This is a genomic window from Gemmatimonadota bacterium, from assembly GCA_016719105.1.
In the GTDB taxonomy this organism is placed as follows: domain Bacteria; phylum Gemmatimonadota; class Gemmatimonadetes; order Gemmatimonadales; family Gemmatimonadaceae; genus SCN-70-22.
Genome location: JADKAQ010000046.1, coordinates 803,416 through 818,354, shown reverse-complemented (window position 1 = coordinate 818,354; position 14,939 = coordinate 803,416). Strand labels below are relative to the sequence as shown.

The 14,939-nt window shown below is 70.0% G+C and carries 14 protein-coding genes; 8 read left to right on the top strand and 6 right to left on the bottom strand.

The window, feature by feature from the left end:
• The first annotated feature begins 219 nt into the window (after nt 1-219).
• From IPN47_27410 to IPN47_27400, 3 genes are all read left to right on the top strand, one after another.
• Nucleotides 220-1,569 (top strand): ACS family MFS transporter, encoded by a 1,350-nt coding sequence (locus IPN47_27410; GenBank protein ID MBK9411711.1) that lies wholly within the window; start codon nt 220-222, stop codon nt 1,567-1,569.
• A gap of 74 nt (nt 1,570-1,643) precedes the next feature.
• A complete protein-coding gene (locus IPN47_27405; GenBank protein MBK9411710.1) occupies nt 1,644-2,072 on the top strand; it encodes a YjbQ family protein in 429 nt (142 codons plus the stop codon).
• A gap of 4 nt (nt 2,073-2,076) precedes the next feature.
• On the top strand, nt 2,077-3,378 hold the full coding sequence (locus tag IPN47_27400; protein MBK9411709.1) for a ribulose 1,5-bisphosphate carboxylase: 1,302 nt from the start codon (nt 2,077-2,079) through the stop codon (nt 3,376-3,378).
• A gap of 80 nt (nt 3,379-3,458) precedes the next feature.
• Here the strand turns inward: IPN47_27400 and IPN47_27395 are convergent, their stop codons facing one another.
• Together IPN47_27395 and IPN47_27390 are read right to left on the bottom strand one after the other, a co-directional pair.
• Nucleotides 3,459-4,601 (bottom strand): beta-lactamase family protein, encoded by a 1,143-nt coding sequence (locus IPN47_27395; GenBank protein ID MBK9411708.1) that lies wholly within the window; start codon nt 4,599-4,601, stop codon nt 3,459-3,461.
• A gap of 34 nt (nt 4,602-4,635) precedes the next feature.
• Nucleotides 4,636-6,204: a beta-lactamase family protein gene (locus IPN47_27390; protein MBK9411707.1), complete on the bottom strand. Its 1,569-nt coding sequence runs from the start codon at nt 6,202-6,204 to the stop codon at nt 4,636-4,638.
• A 152-nt stretch (nt 6,205-6,356) separates the two neighbouring features.
• Between IPN47_27390 and IPN47_27385 the strand changes: the two genes are divergently transcribed.
• The 4 genes from IPN47_27385 (at nt 6,357) to IPN47_27370 (ending at nt 11,019) form a co-directional block, all read left to right on the top strand.
• Complete coding sequence (locus tag IPN47_27385) at nt 6,357-7,136, top strand: thermonuclease family protein (protein ID MBK9411706.1); 780 nt, start codon at nt 6,357-6,359, stop codon at nt 7,134-7,136.
• Nucleotides 7,137-7,269: 133 nt separating this feature from the next.
• A complete protein-coding gene (locus tag IPN47_27380) occupies nt 7,270-8,493 on the top strand; it encodes an aminoacetone oxidase family FAD-binding enzyme (GenBank protein MBK9411705.1) in 1,224 nt (407 codons plus the stop codon).
• A 77-nt stretch (nt 8,494-8,570) separates the two neighbouring features.
• Complete coding sequence (locus IPN47_27375; protein ID MBK9411704.1) at nt 8,571-9,248, top strand: hypothetical protein; 678 nt, start codon at nt 8,571-8,573, stop codon at nt 9,246-9,248.
• A 109-nt stretch (nt 9,249-9,357) separates the two neighbouring features.
• Nucleotides 9,358-11,019 carry a transporter gene (locus IPN47_27370; protein MBK9411703.1) on the top strand — a complete coding sequence of 554 codons (1,662 nt, stop codon included), beginning with the start codon at nt 9,358-9,360 and terminating at the stop codon, nt 11,017-11,019.
• 280 nt (nt 11,020-11,299) lie between these two features.
• Here the strand turns inward: IPN47_27370 and IPN47_27365 are convergent, their stop codons facing one another.
• The 4 genes from IPN47_27365 to IPN47_27350 all read right to left on the bottom strand — a co-directional run bounded on the left by IPN47_27365 (nt 11,300) and on the right by IPN47_27350 (nt 13,043).
• The gene (locus tag IPN47_27365) at nt 11,300-11,500 is read right to left on the bottom strand and encodes a hypothetical protein (GenBank protein ID MBK9411702.1); all 201 of its coding nucleotides are present in this window, start codon (nt 11,498-11,500) and stop codon (nt 11,300-11,302) included.
• 65 nt (nt 11,501-11,565) lie between these two features.
• Nucleotides 11,566-12,483 carry an FtsX-like permease family protein gene (locus tag IPN47_27360; protein ID MBK9411701.1) on the bottom strand — a complete coding sequence of 306 codons (918 nt, stop codon included), beginning with the start codon at nt 12,481-12,483 and terminating at the stop codon, nt 11,566-11,568.
• Nucleotides 12,484-12,535: 52 nt separating this feature from the next.
• Entirely contained in the window at nt 12,536-12,871 is a 336-nt protein-coding gene (locus IPN47_27355) for an ABC transporter permease (protein ID MBK9411700.1), read from the bottom strand.
• 7 nt (nt 12,872-12,878) lie between these two features.
• Nucleotides 12,879-13,043 carry a hypothetical protein gene (locus tag IPN47_27350; protein ID MBK9411699.1) on the bottom strand — a complete coding sequence of 55 codons (165 nt, stop codon included), beginning with the start codon at nt 13,041-13,043 and terminating at the stop codon, nt 12,879-12,881.
• A gap of 227 nt (nt 13,044-13,270) precedes the next feature.
• On the opposite strand from IPN47_27350, the gene IPN47_27345 reads away from it, so the two are divergent.
• Nucleotides 13,271-14,938 carry an AMP-binding protein gene (locus IPN47_27345; GenBank protein MBK9411698.1) on the top strand — a complete coding sequence of 556 codons (1,668 nt, stop codon included), beginning with the start codon at nt 13,271-13,273 and terminating at the stop codon, nt 14,936-14,938.
• The last annotated feature ends 1 nt before the right edge of the window (nt 14,939 follow it).

Sequence of the window (14,939 nt, the reverse complement as noted above, 5' to 3'; positions counted from 1 at the left end):
TCCCCCCCCCCCCCCCCCCCCCCCCCGCCCCCGGCCCCCCCCCCCCCCCCCCCCCCCCCCCCACGCCCACGCGCAGTCGCAACCTGCCATTTCGGGACCGTCAGGCGCAACTGTCAAGCCGAACAGAGCGCCACGCGTTCAAGGACTCTGACCCCTTGAAAGCGCCTCCTGAAACCGACCCCTTCTGCTACAGCTCACCTTGCAGTCAATTCGTCCCCCATGTCATCCCCCTCATCGGCAGCCGCCCCCGCCCCCCGCTGGTCCCCCGCCTACACCGTCGTCCTCCTCTGCTTCGCCGCCGTATTCATCTCGTACATCGACCGCACCAACATCTCGGTGGCGGCGATCGCGATGCAGGAGGAATTCAAGTGGAGCGAGACGACCAAGGGCTTCGTCCTGTCGTCGTTCTTCGTCGGCTACATCCTGCTGCAGGTGGTGAGTGCGGGGCTCGCCAACAAGTACGGCGGCAAGCTCCTGTTAGGGGTAGCGGTGATCTGGTGGTCGGCCTTCACCATGCTCACCCCGGTGGCCGCCTCGCTCGGGCTCGCGACGCTCATCGCCTCGCGCATCGCACTCGGGCTCGGCGAAGCCGCGGTCTTCCCCGCCTGCATCAACATGGTGGGGCGCTGGGTCCCCGCGGCGCAGCGGTCGCGCGCGGTGGCACTCTTTTCCAGCGGGCTGTCCATCGGGACGGTCTTCTCGCTTCCGGTGACGGGATGGCTGGTGCGCGAGTACGGCTGGCCGGTGCCGTTCTACGCCTTTGGGCTGGTGGGACTCGTGTGGGCGGTGGCCTGGTTCACCAAGGTGAGCGCGGGGCGCGGGATCCCCGAGGAAGCGACCAACGCATCGCGCACGATCCCGTGGGGGCGCATCCTGCGCACGCCGGCGGTGTGGGCGATCATCGTCAATCACTTCTGCAACAACTGGTCGCTGTACGTCCTGCTGGCGTGGCTCCCGTCGTACTTCAAGGCGACGTTCAACGTCTCGCTCGCGAGCGCCGGCCTCCTCTCGGCGGCCCCACCGCTGGCGACGTTCGTCATGGCCAACTTTGCCGGGAGCACGGCCGACCGCCTCATGCGACAGGGGCGCAGCGCGACCTACGTGCGCAAGCTGATGCAGGCGATCGGGCTGTTCGGGTGCGCGACCTTCCTGCTGATGGTTCCGCTGGCGACCTCGCCCGGCATGGGGGTCTTCCTGATGTCGAGCGCCTCGGCCTGCCTCGGGTGCTGCCTGGCCGGCTTTGCCGCCAATTCGTTCGATATCGCCCCTCGTTATGCGGACGTGATCTGGGGGATCAGCAACACCTTCGCCACCATCCCCGGAATCATCGGCGTGGCGGTGACGGGGTGGCTGGTGCAACGCTCGGGGAGCTACACGACGGCGTTCGTGGTGACGGCGGCGATTGCGGCGGTGGGGGCGCGGTGTTCATGGTCATCGGGTCGGGGGAGCGGAAGATCGAGTGACGCGGGCGCGTACCGGCCCCGTCGAACCGCGGTCCTGACGACAAGCCGGGGCTTCGCGACTTCGCGGCGGAGCCTCCCCCCTTGCGACATGCCCGCGACCGTATGAGCATGCGGGCCACGCATCCCCCCGCTACCCCTGGTGGGGCGTCGCCCGTTGCCCCTGCCCCCTGTCGTTGCCGCATGCCGCCGATCCACCATCGCCTCGCCATTTCCACCACCCACCCCATCGAAATCGTCGACCTCACGGAACGGCTGCGTAGCTGGGTGAGGGGGAGCGGAATCCGCGACGGGCTGCTGACGGTGATGTCGCCGCATACCACGGCGCGCATCACGATCAATGAGCGGGAGACGGAGTTGCAGCGTGACATGGTGCGTTTCCTGGAACGGCTGGCCCCCGCCGACGCGGACTACGGGCACAACCGCGCCCCGGTGGACGACCGCCTCAACGCGCACTCGCACCTGATCGGGCTCTTCATGAATGCATCGGAGTCCATCCCGGTGGCCGATGGCGAGCTGGTGATGGGCGGGTGGCAGTCGCTCTTCTTCATCGAACTGGACGGTCCCCGCGAACGGCGCGAGGTGCACCTGCATCTCATGCGCGCGGAGTGACGTCATGACGCGTGACGACATCGCGGCGTTCTTCACACGGCGCGACGCGCTCGACGCCGAGGCGTACCTCGAGCTCGACTATACCTTCGAATGCGTCGGCGACCCCCGCGCGGCGGCCGCGCACCTGGCGAGCGAGCAGTCGACTGCCCAGTGGAAGCGCGTGGGGATCGACGAGGACTACCGTCCGCGCTTCGGGGCCAAGGTGCTGGAGCTGGAGGCCACGGCGCTCCCGGGCGGCTTCTCGATCACCGTGCCTAACGCGCCACGTGGTCCGGTGCATGCCTGCCGCGTCACCATCGCGCATCCACATGGTAACTTCGGCGCGCGCTTCCCCAACCTCCTCACGGCAGTCCTCGGCGAGGGGCCGTACTTCTCGCCGGGGATCCCGCTCATCCGGCTCGAGGACATTCGCTTCCCCGATTCGTACGTCGCGCAGTTCGAGGGGCCGCAGTTCGGCGTGGCGGGGGTGCGCGCGCTGCTCAAGGCGTACGACCGCCCGATCTTCTTCGGCGTCATCAAGCCCAACATCGGATTGCCGCCCGCGCCCTTCGCCGACCTGGGCTATCAGGGGTGGCTGGGCGGGCTCGACATCGCCAAGGACGACGAGATGCTGGCGGATGTCGACTGGTCGCCGCTCGCCGAGCGCGCCGCATTGCTGGGTGAGGCCAGCCGGCGCGCCGAGCGCGAGATGGGGGAGCCGAAGGTCTACCTGGCCAACATCACCGACGAAGTGGACCGGCTCCACGCCTTGCACGACGTGGCGGTGAGCGCCGGCGCCCGCATGGTGATGGTCAATGCGATGCCGGTGGGGTTGAGCGGCGTGCGCTCGTTGCGACGACATGCGCGCGTGCCGCTGGTGACGCACTTTCCCTTCATCGCATCGTTCAGCCGAGTGCCGTCGCACGGTGCGCACGCGCGGGTCTTCACGCGGCTGCAACGCCTGGCGGGCGCCGACGTGATCATCATGCCTGGCTTCGGCGATCGCATGATGACCCCGGAGCACGAGGTGCTGGACAGCGTACGCGCCTGCCTGGAGCCGATGGGATCTATTCGCCCGAGCCTCCCGGTTCCCGGGGGGAGCGACTCGGCGGCGACGCTGGAAGCGGTGTATCGCCGCCTGGGGACCGTGGACTTCGGCTTCGTTCCCGGACGCGGTGTCTTCGGGCACCCCATGGGGCCGGCCGGCGGTGCCGCGAGCATTCGCCAGGCGTGGGAGGCGATCGCCAGCGGGATCCCACTCGCGGAATACGCCAACACGCACGAGGCGCTGCGCGTGGCGCTCTCGGCGTTTGGCGCCAGGCGTTAGGCGCGCGCCCCCGGAAACGAGCGGGGCGCGGCCACGAGTGTCTCGTGACGCGCCCCGCGATGGGCTGACGAGCGCTGGCCCTACTTCACGACCGCTTCGACGGCGCTGGTGAGCAACGCGCGCGCGACCGCGCTGCGCCCCTGCAGCGTGATGGTGCCGGCGATGGTCACATCCTTGGCCGGGATGTGGAACGAAAAGGTGTTCCAGAACCCCGTGTGCCCCCACAGCACCTCGCCGGCGACCTGCTGGCGATAGATCCCCAGCGCGTACGCACGCTCACCGGTGATCCCGGTGGGGATCGTCGTCATGGTGGTGATGGTCGACGGCTTGGCGTAGACGCCGCCCACGAAGAGCGCTCGGGTGAAGCGCGCCATGTCACCGGTGGTCGCGGCGAGGCCGCCGCCGCCATACAGGTCGAACGAGGGATCGATGCCTCGCGTGTCGGTCGAGTCGAAGTACTGGTGGGCGAGGTCGATGGTGGTGGCCGGGCGCGGCTCGAGCGTCTCCAGCCACGTGGCACGCAGCCCTAACGCGTCGTAGTGCAGGAGCGACCGGAACGCCTCGGCCAACCCCTGGGCGCTCAGGCGCTCGACGATCTGGCCGAGCAGGATGTAGCCGGTGTCGGTGTAGTGATAGCCCGCGCCCGGCGCGTTGTACGGCGCCCCCCACACGACGGCCGAGTCGACCTGTTCCGCGCGCGTCCAGCGATGCGTGGGGTCGCGGAAGATGATGGGGGCGAAGCGCGCGTCCATCGCGTAGTCGTAAAGCCCTCCGGTGTGGCTCAGGAGGTGGGCGATGGTGATGCGGTCCAGGTCGTAGCCGTCACGCCGGAGTGAGGCGAGGTCGGCGGCGGGGACGTGCTTGGTGACGGGGTCGTCGAGCGACAGCTTGCCCATCTCCATGAGCCGGAGGATTGCTGCGGCCGTGTAGGTCTTGGTGTTGCTGGCGATGCGCGTGGGGTGCCGCGCGGAGAGCGGTGCCTTGGTGGCGCGGTCGGCGACCCCCGCCGCACCGTGCCAGTCGAGGCAGAGGCGCGGCGCTACGACGGAGAGGGTGATCCCCGGGACGGCAGGGGCGCTGCGCTGGATCGAGTCGACGACGGATTGCAGGCGCGCCTCGATGCGTCGCGTCGCGTCGGTGGGGGTGCACGAGCGGGTGCCCTGTGCCTGCCCGACGCCAGGGACGGCGAGGGCGAGCAGGACGAGCGTGGCGGAAAGTCGCATAGGGCGGCGTGGCCGGGTGAGTGGAGTGAGATGCCTAACGCTTGACGGCACTGGAATCGCCTTCCATCCAGGCGCACATGGTCGTGCCGCAGCGCTTGATGGTGACGAGGTGTCCTTCCTGGTCGCGGATCACGCTGCGCATGATGAACGAGCTGTCGGAGGCCGGCTCGAGGATCACGTCGCGCCCCTCGTAGCGCGCGGCCACGGTGTCGCCACGCAGTGTCACCCGCATGAGCCCTGCGCGCGTCATGTACTCGCCCGCCACGTCGCGCAGCCGCTCGGGGGTGGCGCGGTAGCCGGTGGCCGCGACCGGTGCGGCGGCGGGGGCCGCCCCATACGGCGTGGTGGGGGCGCCGAGCAGGTGCTTCACGACATTCTGCAGGAGCTGCAGCTTGCCGTAGTCCACATCGTTGATGAGCATCGCGATGCCGATCTTCTGCTGCGGGAGCATGACGAAGAGCGATCCCATGGAAATGACGCTTCCGCCCTTCATGATCATCGGGACGCCGTTGAGGTCATGCACCTCCCACCCCAGCGCATACGTCGTGGGCCCGCCCAACTCCGACTCGGCGGGCTGCTGCGCGCGCAGGAGTTCGGCGGTACTGGCCGCCGAGAGCAGCTGCGTTCCGTCAGCCGCACGTCCGCCGTTGAGGATGGCGCGCAGGAATTGCCCGATGTCGCGCGAGGTGGAGAGGATCATCCCCGATCCGGTGTGACCGCGTCCCAAGGCGGGGGCGCTGACCACCGGCTTGCCATCGACCGACTCGCGATAGCCCTGCACCATCCCGCGCGACGGTCCCTCCCAGAAGCGCCCAGTGCTGTGCCGCATCCCGAGCGGGGCGAAGATGCGCGAGTTGATGTAGTCCTCGTACGAGAGCCCCGAGGCGTCCTGCACCACGAGCGAGGCGAGCGAGAAGCCGCGATTGGAGTACGTGTAGCCCTTGCCCGGCGCGAAATCGAGCGGGCGGGTGAGCATGTCGTCGCGGGCGAGCGCCTCGAGCGCGGTCGTCGCGGTGTCGAGCACGTCGAACGGCTCGCCCGCGAAGCCGGCGGGGATCCCACTCACGTTGGTGAGCAGGTGTCGCACGGTGATCGCATTGAAGCGCGGGTCGACCGGTGTCGCCTTCGCCACCTGCGTGCCTGCCGCCGTCGGCGCACCGAGGAGGGCGAGGTAGTGCGGCACGGTGGAGTCGAGCGCCACCTTCCCCGAGTCGACCAGCTGCATGATGGCGAAGGCGGTGATCGTCTTGCTCGTGGAGCCGATGACGACCGGGGTGGAATCGGTCATCGGGCGTTGCTGCTCGAGGTTCGCGAGGCCGTAGCCCTTGCTGTGGATCACCGAGTCGTTGCGCACGATGGTGACCGACATCCCCGGCACCTTGCCGTCGCGCATGCTCTCGGCGACGAGCGAATCGATCGCGGCAATGGTCGGCGCGGGGGCGCTGGCGGCCGGTGGCGGTGCCTCCTTGCCTCCGCAGGCGATCACGCCCCCGAGGGCCATGACGAGTGGAACGGAGCGACGGGCGAGGGAGTGGGCGCGCGGTGCGGGGCGCGGAGCGGCGATGGCCATGGGGCGGAACCGGATGGTGACGGGACGGGACACTACGTTGTCAGAGGGTAGGACAGCAGAACTTCGGGCAACGATTCGAGATGGCAAGAGGGCGGGGCACAATACCGGTGGCAACCGCCGGTACCACGGCTCGACCGATTGCCACGCCACGTCGAGGCTACCGATCCACGGCGAACAGGAGGGGGATGATGCGGGGGAGATCTTCGGGGGTGCGGTGGCTGGTGGTGGCGCTCGGCGCCGGGGTGATGCAGCTGGCGGGAGCCACGTCACGGCTCGGGGCGCAGGGTGCGGACAGCGTCTGGGTCAACACGCGGTCCGGGGTCTATCACTGTGCGGGGACGACGTACTTCGGCAAGACGGCGCAGGGGGAGTTCCTCGCCGAGATGGCGGCACGGGCCAAAGGCTATCGCGCCAACGGCGGGCGCGCCTGCGGCGGCCGATCCGCGCCGCCGGCCACCGACCGCCCCGATGCGTCGCCCTCATCGCTCCTCGGACCGATCGCTGCCGCTGGCGACGACACACCGCCGTCGGCGCCAACCGGCCCGACGATCGAGTGCACGGTCTCTCGCATCTCCGACGGTGACACGATCGAGTGCGACGCGCTGGGCAAGGTACGGCTCATCGGCCTCGACACCCCGGAGCCCGACCAGGAACCCTATGGCAGCGCGGCCACGGCGGCTCTGGCGTCGTTCGTTCCGTTCGGCGCCGTCGTCCTGCTGGAGAGCGACGCCGAGGCACGCGATCGCTACGGACGCCGCCTCGAGTACGTCTGGTACAAGGGGCGCATGGTGAATTGGGACCTGGTGCGACACGGGTGGGGGGTGACGCTGCACTACCAGCCTAACGTGCGCTATGCGGCGCTGCTGGACGCGGCCCAGGCGCGGGCGCAAGCCGAGGGCCGCGGGCTGTGGCGCATCGAGGGCTTTCGCTGCCAACCGAAGGCGCATCGCGCCCGGGAGTGCTGAGCAGCGGCGACACGGGCGCGTCATCGGGCAGATGCAACGCGCGCGTCGTCGCCATCCCGATTCCGTATCGGCGCCGATCGACGGGTGCAGCGACGCGCCAGCGCGTCCCCTGCCGATCCGCTATCCTCCACCCATGACGCACATCGTGGTCATCGGCGCAGGCGCCGCAGGGAGCATGGCGGCGATCTTTGCCGCACGCGGTGGCGCGCGCACGACGCTGCTCGAACGCACGCGCGACGGCGGTCGCAAGATCCTGATCAGCGGGGGCGGCCGGTGCAACGTCCTCCCGCTCACCGTTGACGAGTCGCGCTTTGTCACCGACTCCTCGGCCAACACGCTCCGGAAGATCGTGCGCAGCTGGCCGCTCGACGCCCAGGTGCGCTTCTTCGAGGATGAACTCGGCGTTCCATTGGTTGAGGAAGTCGAGTCGCTCAAGCGCTTTCCCGCGTCGCACAAGGCGCGCGACGTGCGCGATGCGCTGCTGGCGCGGGCCCGGCGAGACGGGGCCGAGATTCGCTTCGACACGTTGGTCACCGGCTTCGCGCCGCACGCTGGCGGGTGGCGCGTCACCATCGACGGCGCGGCGCCGGTCGATGCCGACGCCATCATCGTCGCCACCGGCGGCTTGAGCGTTCCCCTCACCGGGAGCGACGGGTTGGGGCTGCGCGTACTCGGTGCGCTCGGTCATGCGATGCACCCGACCTATCCCGCGCTCACCCCGCTCACGTCCAACGACGCGGCCTTTGCGGCGCTCAGCGGCGTCTCGCTCACCGTCACGCTCACCGCGCGCGATGCGATGCGCCAGGCGTCGTGGCGCGGCGGCTTTCTCTTCACGCACCACGGCTACAGTGGGCCGGCGGCGCTCAACGTGTCGCACGTCGTTGCGCGCTCACGGCTGGAAGGAGACCGCAGTGCGCGCGTGACGGTGCAGTGGACGGCGCTCGGCGACGCGGAGTGGGAGGTGGCGTTGCGCCCACACGGCGCGCGCACGGTCGTCGGCGCGTTGCGGCAGGAGATGCCCGAACGGTTGGCGCAGGTGCTGATCACGGCGGCCCACGTCGACCCGACGCGCACGCTGGCCGAGCTGCGGCGCGAGGAGCGGTTGCGGCTGGTGGAGACGCTGGTGCGCGGTTCGCTCCCCTGGTCGGGCGATGAAGGCTACAAGAAGGCAGAAGTCACGGGCGGCGGCCTCGACCTGGCCGAGGTCAACCCGCGCACGATGGAGAGCCGTCGGCATCCGGGGCTGTACGTGTGTGGCGAGGTGCTCGATGCCTTTGGCCCCATCGGTGGCTACAACTTCCTGTGGGCCTGGGCGACGGGGCGCGCGGCCGGGATGGCGGCGTCCGCGTCGGCGTAGCGCCCATGGCGCAACGGACGCGGTACTCGTAGCGTCACCGCAGTCTCTGTCGAAGCCCACCCGCGTTCCGAGCTTCCATGCGCCTCCCCTCACTTGCGATCGTGCTCGTCACCGCGTGCGGCACGGTTGCGGTGCAGCTGACGGCACAGGATTCGACCGTGACCCCGACGCGGCTCTGCTATCGCGGGCGTCCGGCCCCGCACTGCCAGCGCTTCGTGCTCACGGAGCTCGGCTACTACGCGCGCGCGGCCGGCAGCACCGAGAGCTACTCGCAGACCTACACGGGGAGCGACGGCCAACCGACGACGACCTCCTACACGGAGAACGACATGTCGAGCCAGCTCTCGTGGGAGGTCGGGATGATGACGAATCGCGGCCCGCGCGCGGCGCTTGGCGCGACCCTGTTGCTGGGCTTCGGCGACAGCGGGGGCGACGTGGGGCTGAAGGGGCGCTACCGGCGCTGGCTGGGCAGCGATGGTGCCGCCCTCGACGTGGGCGGCGGCGTGATTCGCGGCACGACGAATGGCCGCTCCGGGACCCGCACCGGGACCGGACTCACGGGCGACGTGGCGCTCAACGCCGCCGACTATGGCGCGATCGTGGTGCGCATGGACATGCTGCGCGCCGAAGGACGCAACACGTCGGCGATCTATGGCGGCGTGCGCCTGGGCTCCAAGCCGGCGCTGGTGGGGACCGGGGCGCTGGCGGTGGGCTTCGTCCTGCTGCTCATGGCGTTCGCCAGCGGCGACTACTAGGCGCCAACTCGCGACGGCGCGTCGCCCTTCGCCCGTGCGGGCCCTCCGCACACGGAGACGCGGCACCTCCCCGCTGTCATTCGCCCCTTGGGGGTGACATAGTCCGGGGGTGGCGCCGCTTCTCGATCTTCTCGCCGGAAACCCGCTCCTCCTCCTCTTCGCCGTCGTCGCCGTCGGGTATCCGATAGGGCGCCTCCAGGTGCGCGGGGTGAGCCTGGGAATCGCCGCGATCCTCTTCGCGGGGCTGGCGATCGGCGCGCTCGACGAGCGGTTGCGCCTCCCCGAAGTGGTGCATCTCCTCGGCCTCTGCCTCTTCGTCTACTCGGTGGGGCTCAGTAGCGGCCCCGGCTTCCTGGTCACGCTCAGGCGGCACGGTGCGCGCAATGGCGCGCTGGTGACGATGGCGCTCGCGGCCGCAGCGGTGGTGGCATGGCTCGGCGGGCGTCTTCTGGGCGTGAACGCCGGATCGGCGGCCGGGCTGTTTGCCGGCGGCGTCACCAACACGCCCGCGTTGGCCGCCGTGCTCGAATTGCTGCGCGGGCACGGGACGCTGGCTGGCGAGGCGGTACAGTCGGCGCCGGTCGTGGCCTACTCGGTGAGCTATCCGCTGGGGGTCGTGATCCCCATCCTGGCCATCGCCCTCGTCCCTCGATTCCTGCGCGGCGAAGTGCCCAACGACGCCCGGACCTCGCACAGCTGGCCCGCGGCGAGCCGGGAGCGCGCGGGATCCGGGGGATTGATCGTGGGGACGATGCAGGTGACCCGCGACGATGCGATCGGGATCTCGCTCGAGGCGCTGATGCGCGAGGCGGGAGGGCGGGTGCAGCCCGGTCGCGTGCGGCGCGTGGACGGCAAGGTCGAGCTGGCGACCAACGGGACGGTGCTCGCGTTAGGCGACCTGGTGACCGCCGTGGGAGAGGCGCGTGACGTGGCGCGGCTCGTCGACCGACTGGGTGAACGCAGCACCGAGATGATCAACCTGGATCGGCGCGAACTCGACGTGCGCCGCATCTTCGTCTCCAATGCGCGCGTGGCCGGCCACTCGCTGCGTGAACTCGACCTCATCCAGCAGTACGGGGCGATCGTCACCGCCATACGGCGCGGCGACGCCGATTGGATTCCCGACGGCAACACGGTCCTGCAGCTCGGCGACCGGGTGCGCGTCCTCACCCGCCGAGAGAACCTCCCGGCGATCAGCGCCTTCCTGGGCGACTCGTATCGCGCCGTGAGCGAGTTCGACGTGCTCTCCTTTGCCTTCGGCATCGTGGTGGGGATCGGCGTGGGGCTGATTCCGTTCCCACTCCCCGGCGGCCTCACCGTTCGCCTCGGGCTCGCGGGCGGCCCGCTCGTCGTCGCGATGTTTCTGGGGGCGCTCGGGCGCACCGGGCCGTTCGTCTGGGGCATTCCGTACGGCGTGAGCCTCACGCTGCGCGAGCTGGGTTTGCTCCTCTTCTTTGCTGGGATCGGGACGCGCAGCGGCTATGCCTCGTGGGCGGCGCTGCATGAGCCGTCGACGCTCGGCATCGTGGCGGTCGGCGCGGCCGTCTCGCTCGCGTCGGCGGCGACGCTGCTCATGGCCGGTCGCTACCTGTTCAAGGTGCCCGAGGGGGTACTCGAAGGGATGATTGCCGGCGTGCACACGCAGCCGGCGGCCCTGAGCGCCGCGCTCTCGCAGCGCCTCGACGACACACCTAACGTGGGATATGCGGCGGTCTTCCCCCTTGCCACCGTGCTCAAGCTGGTGCTGGCACAGCTCATCGCGCGCTCGTGAGCGGGGGTGGATACCGCGCCGTACGTGGCCAAGCAGAGCGGTGGCGCAGGCACCGCCCGCCGCTCAGACCGTTTCAGACGGGCCGCCGCTACTCCTGTCGCAGCGCCAGCGACGGCTCCACCGCGGCGGCGGCGTCGCGCGGGGAGATAGCTGGCGAGGAAGGCGACCGCCGTGAGCAGCGCCGACACGCCGGCGAAGGTGAGGCCGTCGGACGGTGAGACGTCGAAGAGGAAGGCGCGCATGAGCCGCGTGGCGCCAAGCGCGAGGGCGAGCCCGATCGTCATCCCGATCCCCACCAGTCGCATCCCGCCACCCACCACCAGCTGCTGTCGAGCCGGAACGTCCGCCCCACGGCGTCGCCCGCACCGAAGAAGTGCACCGCGAACCGCTCGTTCACCACGGCCACGCCGCCGCGGCATCGCGCGGCTGCAGCCCGCGCCCGAGGATCGATGCGTGACCAGTAGCGGATCGACCGAGGCAAAGCTGGTCGATCCCCCGCCCTTCGGCGGCGCGTCGCCCCGACCACGATCTCCGCCCCATGTCGCTCTAGAGCACGCGTGTCGACGACACCGCCTCGACCCCGGGAAGGGTCTGCAGCCGTTCCTTGAGTACGCGATAGAATTGGCGCGCGCGGGCTTCGTCGTAGCCGTACGACTCGGCGTCGAACGACGCCACCGCGACGTTGTTCACGTCCATCCCCGGGTCGACGCGTTCGCCGCGATCGAGCGCGCGCAGGAAGAGCCCCGCCGCGACGAGGAGAAGGGACGAGAACGCCACCTGCCCGACGATGAGGATGCTGCGCGAGCGCGAGCGGCGGCTCCCACTCCTGCGGTGTCGGAACCACGGATCTTGAGGTCGAGGCGAGACCCTGAGCGCCGGGCCGGCCGAACACGACACCGTGACGAGCGCCGTGATCCGTGCGAAGGCGAGGACGCGGGCATCGGGGGCCAGGTCGAGTGCAATCGGCACCTCGGCGTGGAAGTCCACACGCTCCAGCGCTCGCGTGCCCTGCGTGGCGAGCGCGACCCCGCCTGCCGCTCCCACCAGGAAGAGCAGGACGCTCTCGGTGAGGAGCTGACGCACCAACCGGTGGCGCCCGGCGCCGAGTGCGAGGCGAACCGCCATCTCACGACGACGCCCGACGGCGCGTGCCAGGAGCATCGCGGCCACGTTGACGCTGGCGATCATGAGCACCATGGCCGAAGCCGCCAGGAGCAACGCCAGGAAGCCGAAGACCGCCGTCCCCGCCTCGGACGGGAGCCCCCACAGGCGCGACAGCGTGACGCTGTTGTGCGTCTTCCAGTCCGCCGTCTCGGCGCCGGAGGCGACCCGATCGCTCGTCAGGCGCGCGAGCTCGGCGCGAGCCACCTCACGCGAGGTCCCGCCGCGCAACCGGCCAAAGGTCTGTAGCCACGCGGCGTTGGCGTTGGTGATGTCGCCCCCCGCGCAGTCGGCCTGCATCATCAACCCACACGCTCGGTAAAGACGCCGCGAAAGCCGGGTGGGGCCACACCGATCACCGTGAGCGGGTGCCGTTGATGCGAATGGTCCGTCCGAGGATCGCGGAATCGCCCGCGAAGCGGTCGCGCCACAGGGCGTGCGCGATCACCACCACGGGGTGCGTTAGCGGCGTGCGGTCCTCATCCTCGGCAAAGAAGCGGCCCAACGCCGGCCGCACGCCGAGCACCGAGAAGTAGTTGCCGCTGACGATGTTGCCGAGGGTGCTCACCCCCTCGCCGCCGGTGCTCAGGGTCAGTGACAACATCCCCCAGGCCGCCACGCCCGTCATCGTGCGGGCGCCATCGCGCAGCGCCAGGTAATACGGGTACGACGCCGAGCGAGCCGTTGCCACCCCGCCGTCACGAGTTGCGGGCGCGGCGCCGCCCAGGACGACGGGCGCTGAAGATCGTGGTCACGGCCCCGGTGCCGATGGCGATCACGGCGACCGCCACGACGGTGAAGACGGGGCTCTTGCGCAACATGCGCAGGGCGTAGCGCAGGTCCTGCGTTAGGCTGGCGAACATGAGGGGGTGTCGGCCGGCGAGGGTGGAAGGCAGCCACGTCCGGCCCCCGATGTCGGGGAGACGCGACGGAACGTGAGGCTCTCCCTACCGCGGTGGAGCCGGCGCGGGTTTCACCGCGGGCGAATGGGACGAACCGTAGCCCTAGCGACGGGTACGGCACGGGGGGCATCGTTGTCGCGCCCAGCCGGTCTCCAGCGACCGGTGCCCCTGACCAGCGAGCCACAACCATGAGTGCAGCGAGCCGCTTCCTCGAGGCGCGCGACTTCCTCCTCGCGCATCGCACCGACTACGAGGAGGCATACAACGGCTTTCGGTGGCCTGCCCTCGACGAATTCAACTGGGCACTCGACTATTTCGACGACATGGCACGCGGCAACGATCGCCCGGCGCTCTGGATCGTCGACGAGCACGGCGCCGAGTGGAAGGTGACGTTCGAGGAGATGCGCGTGCGCTCCAACCGGGTCGCCAACTTCCTGCGGGGGCTGGGGGTGAGGCGGGGCGATCGCGTGCTGATGATGCTCCCCAACGTCGTGCCGCTGTGGGAGATCACCCTGGCGACGATGAAGCTGGGCGCGGTGCTGAGCCCGGCGACCACGCTCCTTGCCCACGGTGACATCGAGGACCGTTTCGAACGTGGTGGGGTGCGCCACGTGATCACCGACCCCGCAGGCACGGCGAAGTTTGCCACATTCACCGGGGAGTACTCGCGCGTCGTCTGCGGCGGCTCGGTCGAGGGCTGGACGCCGTACGCCGACGCCGACACGGACGCGCCGGACTTCACGGCGGACGGCCCGACAGCCGCCACGGACCCGCTCCTGCTGTACTTCACCTCGGGGACGACGGCCAAGCCCAAGATGGTGCTGCACACCCACCAGAGTTACCCGGTGGGGCACCTGTCGACGATGTACTGGATCGGGCTGCGCGCGGGCGATGTGCACTTCAACATCTCCTCGCCTGGGTGGGCCAAGCACGCGTGGAGCTGCGTCTTTGCCCCGTGGAACGCCGGCGCCACCGTCTTTCTCTACAACCAGGCGCGCTTCGATGCGAAGAAGACGCTCGACGTGCTGGTGCGCTGCGGTGTGACGACGCTGTGCGCGCCGCCGACGGTCTGGCGCCTGTGCATCCTCGAACCGCTCGCCAGCTACAAGGTCGCGCTGCGCGAGGTGATCAGCGCCGGCGAACCGCTCAACCCCGAGGTCATCGAGCAGGTGCGGGCCGCGTGGGGGCTCACCATCCGCGACGGCTACGGGCAGACGGAGACGACGTGCCAGGTGGGGAACTCCCCCGGGCAGCCGGTCAAGCTCGGCTCGATGGGGCGGCCGATGCCTGGCTATCGCATCGCCCTCATCGACCACGACCGGCACATCGGCGACGACGGCGAAATCAGCATCGCGCTCGACCCCGCCCCGTTAGGCCTCATGGCGGGCTACCTCGACACCCCCGAGCGTACGGCGCAGCTGCTGGGCGGGGCGCACTATCCCACGTCGGACGTGGCCCATCGCGACGCCGACGGCTACTTCTGGTACATCGGGCGCGACGACGACGTCTTCAAGAGCTCGGACTATCGCATCTCGCCCTTCGAGCTCGAGAGTGCGCTCATCGAGCACGAGGCGGTGGCCGAGGCGGCGGTGGTGCCGAGCCCTGATCCCATCCGGCTGTCGGTCCCCAAGGCGTTCATCGCGCTCAAGCCGGGGGTCGAGGCGTCGGAGGAGACGGCACGGGCGATCTTCGGCTTCCTGCGCGAGCGCCTGGCACCGTACGCGCGCGTCAGGCGTCTCGAATTCGCCGAACTGCCCAAGACGATCTCGGGGAAGATCCGTCGGGTGCAACTGCGGGCCGGCGAGATGGCGCGCGGCGCCCCCACGGCGCCGCGTGACGGTGAATACTGGGAGTAGC

Bases quoted from the DNA above. Each gene is read 5' to 3' on its own strand.
- IPN47_27350 (MBK9411699.1), bottom strand. From the start codon at position 13,043: ATGTTCGCCAGCCTAACGCAGGACCTGCGCTACGCCCTGCGCATGTTG.
- IPN47_27380 (MBK9411705.1), top strand. From the start codon at position 7,270: ATGACGCACATCGTGGTCATCGGCGCAGGCGCCGCAGGGAGCATGGCG.
- IPN47_27400 (MBK9411709.1), top strand. From the start codon at position 2,077: ATGACGCGTGACGACATCGCGGCGTTCTTCACACGGCGCGACGCGCTC.
- IPN47_27395 (MBK9411708.1), bottom strand. From the start codon at position 4,601: ATGCGACTTTCCGCCACGCTCGTCCTGCTCGCCCTCGCCGTCCCTGGC.
- IPN47_27410 (MBK9411711.1), top strand. From the start codon at position 220: ATGTCATCCCCCTCATCGGCAGCCGCCCCCGCCCCCCGCTGGTCCCCC.
- IPN47_27360 (MBK9411701.1), bottom strand. From the start codon at position 12,483: ATGATGCAGGCCGACTGCGCGGGGGGCGACATCACCAACGCCAACGCC.
- IPN47_27375 (MBK9411704.1), top strand. From the start codon at position 8,571: ATGCGCCTCCCCTCACTTGCGATCGTGCTCGTCACCGCGTGCGGCACG.
- IPN47_27405 (MBK9411710.1), top strand. From the start codon at position 1,644: ATGCCGCCGATCCACCATCGCCTCGCCATTTCCACCACCCACCCCATC.
- IPN47_27385 (MBK9411706.1), top strand. From the start codon at position 6,357: ATGATGCGGGGGAGATCTTCGGGGGTGCGGTGGCTGGTGGTGGCGCTC.
- IPN47_27345 (MBK9411698.1), top strand. From the start codon at position 13,271: ATGAGTGCAGCGAGCCGCTTCCTCGAGGCGCGCGACTTCCTCCTCGCG.